The 12629-nt window shown below is 66.8% G+C and carries 11 protein-coding genes; 5 read left to right on the top strand and 6 right to left on the bottom strand.

Annotated features, from left to right (window positions below; translation table 11 throughout):
- The first annotated feature begins 11 nt into the window (after positions 1 to 11).
- Together JCQ34_RS15490 and JCQ34_RS15485 are read left to right on the top strand one after the other, a co-directional pair.
- Positions 12 to 710: a tyrosine-protein phosphatase gene (locus JCQ34_RS15490; protein WP_286398886.1), complete on the top strand. Its 699-nt coding sequence runs from the start codon at positions 12 to 14 to the stop codon at positions 708 to 710.
- The gene (locus JCQ34_RS15485) at positions 707 to 2947 is read left to right on the top strand and encodes a S1 family peptidase (protein ID WP_286398883.1); all 2241 of its coding nucleotides are present in this window, start codon (positions 707 to 709) and stop codon (positions 2945 to 2947) included. The genes JCQ34_RS15490 and JCQ34_RS15485 overlap by 4 nt, the downstream gene beginning before the upstream one ends.
- Before the next feature lie 60 nt (positions 2948 to 3007).
- Here the strand turns inward: JCQ34_RS15485 and JCQ34_RS15480 are convergent, their stop codons facing one another.
- Positions 3008 to 3718: a DUF4397 domain-containing protein gene (locus JCQ34_RS15480; RefSeq protein WP_286398881.1), complete on the bottom strand. Its 711-nt coding sequence runs from the start codon at positions 3716 to 3718 to the stop codon at positions 3008 to 3010.
- 102 nt (positions 3719 to 3820) lie between these two features.
- Positions 3821 to 4264 carry a PaaI family thioesterase gene (locus JCQ34_RS15475; RefSeq protein ID WP_286398879.1) on the bottom strand — a complete coding sequence of 148 codons (444 nt, stop codon included), beginning with the start codon at positions 4262 to 4264 and terminating at the stop codon, positions 3821 to 3823.
- Positions 4265 to 4407: 143 nt separating this feature from the next.
- On the opposite strand from JCQ34_RS15475, the gene paaZ reads away from it, so the two are divergent.
- Together paaZ and JCQ34_RS15465 are read left to right on the top strand one after the other, a co-directional pair.
- Positions 4408 to 6519: a phenylacetic acid degradation bifunctional protein PaaZ gene (paaZ, locus tag JCQ34_RS15470; protein ID WP_286398878.1), complete on the top strand. Its 2112-nt coding sequence runs from the start codon at positions 4408 to 4410 to the stop codon at positions 6517 to 6519.
- 186 nt (positions 6520 to 6705) lie between these two features.
- Positions 6706 to 7101: a VOC family protein gene (locus tag JCQ34_RS15465; protein ID WP_286398875.1), complete on the top strand. Its 396-nt coding sequence runs from the start codon at positions 6706 to 6708 to the stop codon at positions 7099 to 7101.
- Positions 7102 to 7183: 82 nt separating this feature from the next.
- Here JCQ34_RS15465 and JCQ34_RS15460 read toward each other — a convergent pair whose 3' ends face one another.
- The 4 genes from JCQ34_RS15460 to JCQ34_RS15445 all read right to left on the bottom strand — a co-directional run bounded on the left by JCQ34_RS15460 (position 7184) and on the right by JCQ34_RS15445 (position 10169).
- Entirely contained in the window at positions 7184 to 7489 is a 306-nt protein-coding gene (locus tag JCQ34_RS15460; protein ID WP_286398873.1) for a hypothetical protein, read from the bottom strand.
- Between the two features lie 104 nt (positions 7490 to 7593).
- The gene (locus JCQ34_RS15455) at positions 7594 to 8250 is read right to left on the bottom strand and encodes a TetR/AcrR family transcriptional regulator (protein WP_286398870.1); all 657 of its coding nucleotides are present in this window, start codon (positions 8248 to 8250) and stop codon (positions 7594 to 7596) included.
- Between the two features lie 61 nt (positions 8251 to 8311).
- Complete coding sequence (gene paaK / locus JCQ34_RS15450; RefSeq protein ID WP_286398868.1) at positions 8312 to 9691, bottom strand: phenylacetate--CoA ligase PaaK; 1380 nt, start codon at positions 9689 to 9691, stop codon at positions 8312 to 8314.
- Between the two features lie 7 nt (positions 9692 to 9698).
- The gene (locus JCQ34_RS15445; protein WP_286398865.1) at positions 9699 to 10169 is read right to left on the bottom strand and encodes a hotdog fold thioesterase; all 471 of its coding nucleotides are present in this window, start codon (positions 10167 to 10169) and stop codon (positions 9699 to 9701) included.
- A gap of 267 nt (positions 10170 to 10436) precedes the next feature.
- Between JCQ34_RS15445 and pta the strand changes: the two genes are divergently transcribed.
- The gene (pta, locus tag JCQ34_RS15440) at positions 10437 to 12563 is read left to right on the top strand and encodes a phosphate acetyltransferase (RefSeq protein ID WP_286398862.1); all 2127 of its coding nucleotides are present in this window, start codon (positions 10437 to 10439) and stop codon (positions 12561 to 12563) included.
- Positions 12564 to 12629 lie beyond the last annotated feature (66 nt).

Genomic DNA, 12629 nt, shown 5'->3' with positions numbered 1-12629 from the left:
GGGGCAGGTCCATGGACTGGGATGGCGCTGTCAACGCGTGGCACGTTTCCGGCGGCATCTACCGCATGGGGCGGCGCGAGTGGCTGACGGAAGCAGGGTGGAAACAGGCTTTCGACGACGGCGTCCGCACCGTGGTGGACCTCCGTAACGCTGATGAAGGGCGGCGCCGGGACAATGACCCGGTGGTGCCTGCCGCTGCCTGGGCCGGCATGGATGTGGTCCACGCACCCACGGAGGAGCCCGGTGATCCGCGGTTCACCGCCGTCACCGGCCCCTACCTGAACGATCCCGCCCACTATGCGGAGAACGCCCGGCTTTTCCCCGAAAAGCTGGTGGGTGTTTTCCGTGCCATCGCCGGGGCCGCGTCCAAGGGGGACGTCCTGCTGCACTGCGCCGCGGGCCGCGACCGCAGCGGACTGGTGGCCGCCATGGTGCAGGACCTTGCAGGCGACCCCGACGAGGCGATCGCCGAAGGCTACCGCCGGGCTGCCCGCGGCATCAACGAGCGTTACCGCACCCACGGGCCGCCCCACAACAGGGAACGGTACCTGGACGAGCCGGAGTTGACGGCCCTGCTGGAACAGCGGGGTTTCGCGGTGGTGGCGTTTGTCCGTGGCCTGGACACGCGCAGCTACCTCCTGGCAAACGGGCTCACCTCCACTGAACTTGAGGCCGTCCTGGCTCTTTCCGGAGCGGGGGTTGCCCGATGAATGCGGACACACTGCGACGGGTCCTCACCCTTGCCGCTGCCACCGGAATGCTGGCCTCATCGGCGTACGTGGCCGGCCCCGCCTTCGGTGCCGGCGAACCGGACTCCGGGCAGGTAGCCGGGACCGGGAGCAGCACTGCCGCGCCGGCGAGCGCCAGCCCGTTTCCGTCAACCGGTGATTCATCCGGCACAGGCACCTCGACAGGTCTTTCCGAAGCAGCGCTCGCCGACGCAGTGCAGCGCGATCTCAAGCTGACGCCCCAACAGTTCCAAGCCGCGGCGGAACTCGGCGCCCAGGCCGCAGCCGCCGCGGTGCAGCTGCGCCAGCTGCCCGGTTACGTGGGTATCCGGATCGAGGGCACTTCCATCGTCGTGACCGGCTCCGGTCCTGAATTGCAGGCTGCTGCTGCTGCGCTCGCCGGCAGGATTCACGGCCTCACCCTTGAAGCCCCGGCTCCCCAGCCGGCGGCACCTCCGGTTGCGCCGCCGTCGTCCGCTGCTCCGTCTCCATCAACACCTGTGTCGCCAACCGCCCCCGCCTCCACAGAAGGCACCCGCTCGGAACTGGCGCAAAACACCGAACAGCTGTTCCAGGCGTATGTGCGCGATGTGGGCCCGCAGGGGCTGCAGGCAGTCATGGCGGCGGCAGGCGGCAAGTTCGTGATCAGGACCGGCGGGATCAACACGGCGGAGTCGCTGTCCGCCTCCTCCGGTGCTGGTTGGAGCTCGGCAACCCCCGCAAGCGGAAAAATTTCTCCCGCGCAGTTCGTCTCCCGTTACGCCAACGTGGAGCTCGACGGCGGCGCGCCGATTAAGCCCGAGGCCGACGTTCCGGGCGGCGTGGGCTACCAGACGGACATCGGATACGTCTGCTCCACCGGCTTTTCCGCATTCGATCCGGCAGGTGTGCCCGCCGTCCTCACCGCCGGGCACTGCGCGTCCGATGGGGCAGCGAAAACCGCCACCCTGGAATTCCAGTTCAACAAGCTGGGACTCCTGGGCAAGTTCGGTTTCAGCCAGTTTGGCGGCCCGGGCAACTCCCGGGTCGTGGACCCGAGCACTCCCATCGCTCCGGACCAGACGGCAGTCACTGACCCCGGAAACGTAGGAACGGACATCTCCGTCATCCAGTCTCTGCGGCAGGACATCAATCCGCTTCCGGCTGCCAGCACGTGGGGGGACCCGTCCCAGCCAGGGCCGGACGTGAAGATTATTGGGCGCGCTGATCCCGTGGTGGGAATGCCCATCTGCCGGTCGGGACGGACATCGGCTTGGTCGTGCGGAACTGTGGACGCGGTGGGGATCTTCATAGTGCCGGGGCCGGCCTACGCCACGGACCCCACGGACCTCCGCGCCTTCAACGGCTTCCTGTCCTATGGCGTGCAGTCCAGCGGCGGTGACTCCGGCGGCCCTTACCTGAGCGGCAATTATGCTGTGGGAACCCACTCAGCCGGGGACACTCCCGACGCGAACGGGAACGTCATCCAGAACTTTGCCGTGGGGGCCACCCTGCGGGACAGCATGGCGGTGCTGCCGGGCTACCAATTGGAACTCTTCCTCAACAAACCAACCGTTACCGCGCCGGCGCCCGGCGAAACCTACCAGCCGGGACAGGTCATCAGCGGCCAGGTTCCTGCGGCTCCGGCATCGGCCGTGGCGAAGGACAGCAAAGTCCGGGTCACCATCCAGGGCAAAGACCCGTTCGAGGTGCCGGTCCATGACGACGGCACGTGGAGCTTCGCGGCCCCACAGGGCACGGGTACGCTCCGCTTCACGGCTGAGACAGTAAACGGGTTCAGCAGGTCGGGAGCCAACAGCTTTGAGTTTGCTCCAGCAGCAGCGGAACCGCCGGCCCCGCCGGCGCCCACTGACCCGGTTCCCACGACGCCGCCGGCAAGCCCCACACCGACGGGTCCTGCCCCAAGCAGCCCGGCGCCGACCAGCCCGGCGCCGACCAGCCCGGCGCCGACCAGCCCGGCCCCGGCGAGCCCGTCGCCTGCCCCACCGACGGAAATCCCCGCCGTCGTGGTTCCGCCGTCAAGCGCCCCCGCGCCAAGTGCGCCGGCTGACCTTGCCAACACGGGCGGAAGCCGGAACAACCCGGCCGACCCGGGAGACCTTGCCTACACCGGAGCCGACGGGCTGATTACCGCAGCGATCGCCGCTGTGGCCGCGCTCGCCGTCGGGATCCTGCTGATGCTGCTGGTCCGACGCCGGAAGGGACGCTCCACCAGCTAGCCGATAAGGAGGCGGGGCCGCGGAGCCCTGCCCCCTTAGCGTCAGCTGCGGTCTGCCGACTCAGTGCCGGCCGCGGCCCTGCTCCTTGCCGTCAACCACCTGAGTGGCCACGGCCAAGGTGCCGTCTGCGAGGCTTCCCCAGGCGTAAACGATGGTGTTCTTCCCGCCTTGCACCGTGATGTCCGCCGGGCCGATCACGGGATCGGTGGTTCCTGCCGCGGCGACCGTGGCCGAGATGGTGCCGGCCTTCAGCTTGAGTTTGGCTTCGTCCGGGTTGCTGAGTCCCTCAATCACCGGAACTCCACCTGCCAGAACGTCGACGGCGGGGGCCGCGGCTACGTGTCTGACCGTGAGCTTGCCCTTCTGGTCATTGCGGGGCGCTTTGGTGTCATTGGTGAAAAGTGACGCGGTGGGGGTGCCGTCGGCATCGAGGTGGGCCACCGCGGTGTAGTTCCGGCCCTCGTCGAGTTCCACGTTCACCGGGCCTATCACCGGGTTGTCGGCGCTGGTGGCGTCAGCAGCGGTGATGGCGATTTGGTAGTCTCCGGCGGCCAGTTCCAGGGGCCCGGCCAGGGTGCCGGGGGTGAAGTCGTCGAGGGTGAGGTTGCCATTGACCCACACGTCCACGGTCAGGCCGGGAACTGCGTGCAGGACGGAAAGCTGGGCGGGGTCATCATCATGATGGTGCCATCCGCCGGCCTGGGCGGGAGCGGCGAAGGCCAGCGAAGCGGCGAGCGAGAGTGCTCCGGCGGCGTAGGTCATTTTGCGCATGTCAAACTCCTTGCAGGATGCCCGGTAGCGGGCTGTTTGTACTTACGCGCTTAATACCTGCGGAACGCCGTCCTTGGATGCGGTCCCGGAGAACTTCTTGGGTCAGTTTTTGCGCTTCATCAGCAGATTGGTGATGCGCAGGGTGCAGAGCCGCTGGCCGGCCTCGTTGGTGATCAGCACCTCGTGCGTGGTGAGGGTGCCGCCCAGGTGGATAGGGGTGGCCGTGATGGTCACCTGGCCTTCACGCGCGGAGCGGTGGTGGGTGGCGGAAACATCCACGCCCACCGCCGTCTTGCCCATGGTGCTGGCATGGATCACAGCGGCCCAGGATCCCACTGCCTCTCCCACGGCCAGGGAGGCGCCGCCGTGCAGCAGCCCGAACGACTGCCTGTTCCCTTCCACGGGCATGGTGGCCACCACGCGCTCCACGGACTCTTCCAGGATCTTTACGCCCATCTTCTCGTCCAGCTCCCCGAGGGTGATTTTCCAAAGTTCGTGCTCGGAGGGCTGGCTTCCGGCGTCATCTTTCGGGGCAGGGGCGTTCATGGGTTCTCCTTTGAGGCGGCCAATTCAGTGCTGGCCTTCTAGTCTGCAGTACGGCACGTCATGTATGGTGAATATATTACCGAACGGACGGTCAGTAATGACCGGCCGGTTTGCCTGCCCCCTTGTTGGAAGGACCGTCAACGATGACCACCACAGCCACAGCTCCCCAGGCCACGGTCGACACCGTGGAGACAGTGCCCAGCTTCGTCATGGACGCCTGGTGGACGCCCGACGCCGGCTCGTCGGCTTCCGCCGTCCCCGTCCGGGACGCGAGCACAGGGGAGATCCTGGCCAAAGTCAGCACCGAGGGCCTGGACCTCGCAGGGGTGGTGGAGTACGGACGCACCACCGGCCAGGATGAACTGGGCAAGCTGACCTTCCATCAGCGTGCCCTCAAACTCAAGGAACTGGCCCAGTACCTGAATGCCCGCCGCGAGCACTTCTACAACTTCTCCTTCCAGACCGGCGCCACCAAGATCGACTCCATGGTGGACATTGACGGCGGCATCGGCGTCCTCTTCACTTTTGGGTCCAAGGGCCGGCGGGAACTCCCCAACTCCCAGGTGGTGGTGGACGGCCCCATGGAGGTGCTCTCCAAGGACGGCTCCTTCGCCGGCGAGCACATCTACACCCGCATCCCCGGCGTGGCCGTGCAGATCAACGCCTTCAACTTCCCGGTCTGGGGCATGCTGGAGAAGTTCGCCCCCGCGTTCATCGCCGGCGTCCCCACGATCGTCAAGCCCGCCACTCCCACCGGCTACGTTGCCGCGGCCGTGGTCAAGGCCATCGTCGAGTCCAACATCCTGCCCAAGGGCTCGCTCCAGCTGGTTTCCGGCTCCGTCCGCGGGCTGCTGGACGTGCTGGACTACCGCGACCTGGTGGCCTTCACCGGTTCTGCCTCCACGGCCAAGTCGCTGAAGGCCCACCCGAACGTGGTTGAGGGCGGTGTCCGGTTCACCTCCGAGACCGACTCCCTGAACGCCGCAATCCTTGGCCCCGATGCCGTGGAGGGCACCCCGGAATTCGACGCCTTCGTCAAGTCCGTGGTCACCGAAATGACCGTCAAGGCCGGCCAGAAGTGCACCGCCATCCGGCGCGCCATCGTGCCGCAGGAGCTGGTGCCCGCGGTCTCCGCCGCCATCGGCAAGCGCATCACCGAGCGCGTCGTCCTGGGCGACCCGCGCGGCGAGGGCGTCACCATGGGCGCCTTGGCGTCCGTGGAACAGCTGGAGGACGTCCGGGCCGCCGTGCAGTCAATGCTCGACGCCGGCGGTGAGCTTGCGTACGGAACGCTTGATTCGCCGTCGGTCACCTCCGCCGACGGAACCACCGGGGTAGTGGACGGCGGCGCATTCATGGCCCCCGTGGTCCTGAACTGGGACAACCCGGAAGCGGAAGCCATCCACTCGCTCGAGGCGTTCGGGCCGGTATCGTCCGTGATCGGCTACAAGGACCTGGCAGACGCCGTGCGCCTCGCAGCCCGCGGCGGTGGGTCCCTGGTGGCGTCGGTCTGCACCAACGATCCCGAGGTGGCGCGCCAGCTTGTCACCGGCATCGCGGCACACCACGGCCGCGTCCTCATGCTCAACCGCGAGGACGCCCGCACCTCCACCGGCCACGGTTCGCCGGTTCCGCATCTGGTCCACGGCGGACCGGGACGCGCCGGTGGCGGCGAGGAACTGGGCGGCATCCGGTCCGTGCTGCACCACATGCAGCGCACCGCCATCCAGGGCTCACCGAACATGCTGACCGCCGTCACCGGTGTGTGGCACACCGGGGCCGACCGCAACTTCACGGTGGAGACCGAGGGGACGCACCCGTTCCGCAAGCACCTGTCCACCCTCCGGATCGGCGACGCCGTCCGCTCCGATCTGCGGCAGGTCACCCTGGAGGACATCACCGCGTTCGCCAACTCCACCGGCGACACCTTCTATGCGCACACCAACCAGGAAGCGGCGGAAGCCAACCCGTTCTTCCCGGGCATCGTGGCGCACGGCTACCTGCTGTTGAGCTGGGGCGCAGGGCTGTTTGTGGAGCCCGCACCGGGCCCCGTGCTGGCCAACTACGGCCTGGAGAACCTGCGCTTCATCACCCCCGTCGCCGCCGGCGACTCGATCCGGGTGACCCTCACCGCCAAGAAGATCACCCCGCGTGAAACCGACGAATACGGCGAGGTTGCCTGGGACGCCGTGCTCACCAACCAGAACGACGAAATCGTGGCCACCTACGACGTCCTCACCCTCGTCGAAAAGTAACCACCGACGCCCTTCAAATCCTCGTTGCTCTATCACTTTTGGTTCCTAAACTGCGGTTTCAGGGACCAAAAGTGATAGAGCATCGGGGGATTAATGCAGGAGGGATGGGCTTTTTTTGGGGGGTCTTTTTTCGGATCTCCGAGCGTAAAATTCTGCCCACAAGGAGGTGGCCCCATGCACCTGACAATGAGTTCAGTAACAACCATCCTGCCGGTGGACGACGCAGCCCGCGCCCACAGCTTCTACACGGAGAAGCTGGGCCTTCCGCACCGCGGAACGACTGAAGATGGACACCAGTTGCTCGGCATCGACGGCGGCCCGTTGCTGGAGCTGATGCCGGTGTCCGACGGAAAGCATTCCGAGCACACCGCGCTGAGCTTCGAGGTCGCCAACATCGAGGACACTGTCCGGGACATGGAAGCCCGCGGCATCCGGTTCCAGGACTACGATCTGCCCACCTTGAAGACGGAGAACCATATTTGCACGACGGCGTCCGAGAAGTGCGCCTGGTTCATGGACACCGAGCACAACATCCTGTGCATCCACGAAAACCTGGGTGACAAGCTGGAGTACCAGGTCTAGGCCCAGCAAGCTGATAAAACGGCAGCAGGGGTGCCCCGGTCGGATCGGGGCACCCCTGCTGCTTGTTTACCGACGGCGGCGGCTAGCTTTCGGCGCCGCCGTGCAGGCCGTCGTCGCTGCTGTCGTCCTCGGGGCCGGTGCCGCGGCCGTCTTCGCTGCGGTCGGAAAGGTCCATGTTGCCGCGGGCCTCATCCATGGTGGGGCCGCCGGAGGGGACGCTGTAGGTCTCCGGACGGACGCCGTGCGACTGTTCCTCGATCAGTGCCTGCTCCTCGCTGAACCGGATCACGTTGGCTTCGTCGCCGGCATCGCCCGGAATGTCCTCGCGGATCTTTGAGGGATCCGGAACGATGAAGCCTGCGTCGGGTTCTTCCTTGGGGTGGCTCATGTGTCTTTTCCTTCCTGCGGATGGTGGCTTAGTACCACCGTAGCGGGGGAGCGGGGAATATACCAAGCACCCTTATTATTCGGTGCCCGGAGGGCTCGCGCTTCCTAGGTATTGGCGTGAAGGCCGTCAAACGCCATGGTGATGACGTCGTCGGCCAGCCGTTTCGGTGAGAGTGCACCGCCCGGTTTGTACCACTCCACGATGGAGTTGATCATGCCGAACAGCAACCGCGAAACGGTCCGGGGATCGATGTCCGCGCGGAGGGACCCCTCGTCGCGGGCGGCCGAAATCAGGCCGGCCACCTTGTGGTCGAAAGCGCGGCGGCGTTCCAGGGCGTCCCGCTCGATCTCAGTGTTGCCGCGCAGGCGGAGCAGCAGGGTGACGAAGGGCAGGCGGTCCACCAGGACAGCCACGGTCTCGCGCAGCACAAACTCGAGCCGGGAATCCGCGGCTCCGGAGGTCGCTTCCGGCTGCTCCAGGATGGCTTCGAGCCCGCCCAGGGCGTGGTCAAGGGCGAGCTTGAGGAGGTCGCCCTTGGAGGGCACGTGGTGATAGATGGCGGACTTGGAGATGCCCAGGTTCTCGGCCAGGATGCCCATGGAGGTGGCGTCGTAGCCGTGCCGGTTGAACACGTCCACGGCGATGCGGAGCACGGACTGCTGGTCGTAGCCGGGGCGGCCGCGCTTGGCTGTGCCATTCACGGAGTTTCCGTTGGTGCTTGAGGTTTCGGTGGTGCTGGCAGTTCTGCTGGCGCTGGGCATAATCGCTAGTTTCTCACGAACGGTCGGTAAGTCCGGGGACGGCGCAGCACCACCGAAACACTCAGGCCTTCGGGCGCAGGTCGTAGATGCGGCGCAGCTTGCCGTTGGACCGCTCCAGCGAACCCGGCTCCACCACGTCCACAGTGCACGAAGAACCCACGTGGATCTTGATCTGTTCCTTCAAGGTGCGTGCCGCCGTCGTGCTCTGCTCGATGGTGACGGCGTCCCGGCGCTCGATGCGCACGGTCAGCTGGTCCATCCGATGGCCCTCGGGGCGGGTGAGTTCAAGCTGGAAGTGCGGGCTGAGCTCCGGGATGCGGAGGGCGATTTCCTCGATCTGGGACGGGAACAGGTTCACGCCGCGCAGGATGATCATGTCATCGCTGCGGCCGGTGATGCGGCCCATACGGCGGTGCGCGGGGCGGGCCGTGCCGGGCAGGAGCCGGGTGAGGTCCTTGGTGCGGTAGCGGATGATCGGAAGCGCTTCCTTGGTGAGCGAGGTGAACACCAGTTCGCCGTGCTCGCCGTCGCGCAGGACGTTTTCCTTGCCCGCTACAGGGTTGAAGGGGTCGATGATTTCGGGGCGGAAGTGGTCCTCCCAGATGTGGCTGCCGTCCTGGGTCTCCACGGCTTCGCCGGCAACGCCCGGGCCCATGACCTCGGACAGGCCGTAGATGTCGCAGGCCTTGATGTTCATCATGACCTCCAGCTCATGCCGCATTTCCTGGGTCCACGGCTCTGCGCCGAGGACGGCGAACTTCAGCGAGGTGGAGGCGGGGTCGATCCCCATGTGCGCCATGGCGTCGGCGATGGTGAGCAGGTAGGTGGGGGTGGCCAGGATGGCGTCCGGCTTGAAGTCCTGGATCAGCTGGATCTGGCGTTCGGTTTGGCCGCCGGACATTGGAATGACGGTGCAGCCCAGCGCCTCGGCGCCGGCGTGCGCGCCCAGGCCGCCGGTGAACAGGCCGTAGCCGTAGGCGTTGTGGACCTTCATGCCGGGGCGGATGCCGGAGGCGCGGAAGCTGCGGGCAACGAGTTTCGCCCAGTCAGCCAGGTCCTGCTTCGTGTACCCGACCACCGTGGGCCGGCCGGTGGTGCCGGAACTGGCGTGGATACGGGCCACCTCGTTCTGCGGCACCGCGAACATGCCGAACGGGTACTCCTGGCGCAGGTCCTCCTTCGTGGTGAAGGGGAAGTTGCCGAGGTCCTCGAGTTCGCGCAGGTCGGTGGGGTGGATGCCTGCTTCGTCGAACTTGCGCTTGTACAGCGCGACCCGGTCATAGGCGTAGGCCACGGTGTGCTGCAGCCGCTGGAGCTGCAGTGCCTCGAGTTCGTCGCGGGAGATGGTCTCCTCGCGGTCCAGGACGGCGTCCGTGCCGGCTGCGGTGTCCGCCGGGGTGGAAACGGCAGCGGCGGGGGTTTCGGGGGCATGCAGGGTCATGGTTTTCCTACTTCTTGGGGATGGTGCGGCTGCGTCCGCGGAACTCGGCGATGAGCTCGCCCGGGGAACTGGGCTGGGTTTCGGTAGGCGGCCTGGCGGCATCGGCGGCGAAAATCTGGATGTCGTAGAGCCCGCTGCGCCCGGCGCTGGAGCGGCGGTCCGCGACGGCGGTGAGCACCTGCCCGCGGAACGCCGGCTTGAGGAAATTGATATCGACGCCGGAGGCAACGGTGATGGTGCCTTCCTCGCCCGGTGCAGGGTGGATGGGGTTGCACGCGAGGGCGAAGGCAGTGTCGCCGAAAGCGAAGATCATTCCGCCGTGGGCCATGCCGAAGCCGTTGAGCATTTCCTGCCGGAGGGTCATCCGGATGGTGGCGTGGCCGTCGCTGATGGCGAGGACCTCGATGCCCATCCATTCGGAGGCATAGTCGTTTTCCAGGATGGGGTGGGTGGCCCCGGAAAGGGTGGTCTCAGCCATGCGTCATTGCCTCCAGCTTTATTTACCGAATGTTCATTAGGTAATCCCATGAGGGGGTCCGGTGTCAAGGGGAGGAGGGATACTGCACGACGCCGGGACACACCTTGCGCGGCTGGGCCACCCATTCATCGATTGCTCCGTAACTGCCGTTTTCAGCGCTCAAAACGACGTTTACGGAGCAGTCGATGCTGGGTGAGGTGCCCCGCGCACGGATCGAAGTGCAAGGATGGGGGTACCGGCACCAGCAAGGACAGCAAAGGGCGGACCATGGCCAAAGGCATCTACGTCAGCGCAACCACTCCTGGATCGGGCAAGTCCTTGATCGCCCTGGGGCTGGCGGATACCCTGCACCGGCACGCGGACAGGATCGGCTTCTTCAAGCCGGTGGTCCACGGGCCCTCGGCGGCAGATGACCCCATGGTGGCGTTCATGAAGTCCCGGTTCGCACTGGAGGACGAACGGTGCCGCGGCGGCCTGACCTACGACGAGGTCCGCACGCTGCTGGCCGAAGGGAACCGCGCGGAAATCGACGGGAGGTGTGTCGAGATCTTCGCGGACATCGCCCGCCACTGCGACGTAGTGATCGTCGAGGGGACCGACCTGGTGGGCCAGGACGCCGCCGTCGAATTCGACCTCAACGCCCGCCTTGCCAACAACCTCGCGACCCCCGTCGTGGCCGTGGTGGGGGCCAAGGGCCGCACGGTCACTGAGACCGCCGCCGCCGTCGAGGTTGCGCGCAAGGAGCTCGCCGCGGAAAAGTGCGCGCTGCTGGCCATCATGGTCAACCGGGCGGACGCTGACGACCTCGATGCCATCGCCGCCGCCCTGAAGCCGGGTGCCTCCGGCCGGCCGGTCTACATCCTGCCGGAGCTGGAGGAGATCGCGCGGCCCACCACCGGCGAGGTGGCCATGGCCCTGGGCGTGCGGCAGATCGCGGGGACGCCGGACATGGAACGCGACGTCAAGGACATCAAGGTGGCCGCCATGAACGTGGGCAACTTCCTGAACGTGCTGGACGAGGGCGCGCTGGTGATCGTGCCGGGGGACCGGGCAGATGTGATGGTGGCGTGCCTGGCGTCGTCCTTCTCGCCCGAGTTCCCCGTAGCGTCTGCGCTCATCCTCACCGGTGGCTTGGCCCCGGATGCCAACATCTACCCGCTTCTGGCCCAGGCGCCGTTCCCGGTGTTCGCCGCCGACGAGGACACGTATCAAACGGCCCGCCGGGTGTCCGAGGTGCGCAGCGAGATCTGGTCGGGGCACCGGCGCAAGGTGGCTTCCGCCCTGGGGCTATGGTCCCGCCGGGTTGACGAGGCGGAGCTGGTGGAGCGCCTGCACCTGCCGCGGGCGGAGCGGATGACACCGCTGCGGTTCCTGCATGACCTCGTCGAGCGGGCCCGGGCGCAGCGGCGGCATGTGGTCCTGCCCGAAGGAACCGACGTCCGGATCCTGCGTGCGGCCGAGATCCTGCACCGCCGCGACGTGTGCGACCTGACCCTGCTGGGCCCCGAATCCGCCGTCCGGGAACTGGCGGCGGCAAACGGCATCGACCTGTCCGGCATAAATGTCATTGATCCGGCGACGTCCGAGCTCCGGCAGGCGTTTGCCGAGAAGTACGCCGAGCTCAGGGCGCACAAGGGCGTGGACCTGCCCAAGGCCCTGGAGATCATGCAGGACGGAAGCTACTTCGGCACCATGATGGTCCAGCTGGGCGTAGTGGACGGCATGGTCTCCGGCGCCGCGCACACCACCGCGCACACCATCCGGCCGGCGCTTGAGTTCGTGAAGACCCGGGAAGGCGTTAAGATCGTGTCCTCGGTGTTCCTCATGCTCATGCCGGACCGGGTGCTGGTCTACGGCGACTGTGCCGTGAACCCGGATCCGAACGTGGAACAGCTGGCGGACATTGCGCTGGCCTCGGCCGAGACTGCCGCGCAGTTCGGGGTGGAGCCGCGGGTGGCGATGCTTTCCTATTCGACCGGCGGCTCGGGCTTTGGCGAGGCTGTGGACGAGGTGCGGCAGGCCACCGAACTGGTGCGCCAGCGCCGGCCGGACCTCGCAGTGGAGGGTCCAATCCAGTACGACGCCGCCGTGGACGCCTCGATCGCCGCGTCCAAGATGCCTGGTTCCTCCGTGGCCGGGCAGGCTACCGTGTTCATCTTCCCGGACCTGAATACGGGCAACAACACCTACAAGGCGGTGCAGCAGAGCTCCGGCGCCGTGGCGGTGGGGCCCGTCCTGCAGGGCCTGCGGAAGCCCGTCAATGACCTCTCCCGCGGCTGCACGGTGGAGGACATCGTGAACACGGTGGCCATCACGGCCATCCAGGCGCAAGCCCAGCGCCCAGCCCAGGCGTCGGTCCCGGCGCCGGTTTCTGCGGAGGCGCCGGCGTCCTAGGGGACCACCCGGAAAAGTACGACGCCGGCACTCGATTGAGTGCCGGCGTCGTACTTTTGGTTGGGG

The sequence above is a fragment of the Pseudarthrobacter defluvii genome, assembly GCF_030323865.1.
Lineage (GTDB): Bacteria > Actinomycetota > Actinomycetes > Actinomycetales > Micrococcaceae > Arthrobacter > Arthrobacter sedimenti.
This window is presented reverse-complemented; position numbering and strand designations above follow the sequence as displayed.